Source organism: Anaerotignum faecicola, assembly GCA_024460105.1.
Taxonomy (GTDB): domain Bacteria; phylum Bacillota; class Clostridia; order Lachnospirales; family Anaerotignaceae; genus JANFXS01.
Map to the genome: position 1 here is coordinate 1 of JANFXS010000485.1, position 405 is coordinate 405.

The 405-nt window shown below is 54.8% G+C and carries 1 protein-coding gene; it reads right to left on the reverse strand.

The genetic code is table 11. The annotated features are described in order from the left end of the window. On the reverse strand, window positions 1-383 hold a 383-nt coding region (locus tag NE664_15010), incomplete at its 3' end, for an MFS transporter (GenBank protein ID MCQ4727942.1). Window positions 384-405: the final 22 nt, after the last annotated feature.

The window sequence follows — 405 nt, forward strand, 5'->3', positions numbered from 1 at the left end:
GCCGTGCGCACAGGAGAAGCTTCCGGTGCCCTCTTATCATGCGGAATCCGCAGAAACAGCTCCATCACAGCCGATAGAAAGAAGCAGACCGCACTGGCCGCCAGTATCGGCTTCACTCCCCCGATCCCGTAGAGCATACCGGCTAAAATCGGTCCCAGCAGTCCTGCAAGGGCCTGAACCTGCATCACAATCCCGTTAGCCGCCATCAGATGCTCCCGGGCTGCCAGAAGCGGAATGCTGGCCTGAACCGCCGGCTGATAAAAAGCCTGGATCAGAGTCAAAAGAATCATAAAAACTGCAACTGCAGCCAAACTGCCGGTACTTCCGAAGATCACATCGTAGCTCACAATCATTCCCGCAGTCACGAAATCCAGAATCGTCATAATCTTCTGTTTCGGAAGCCGG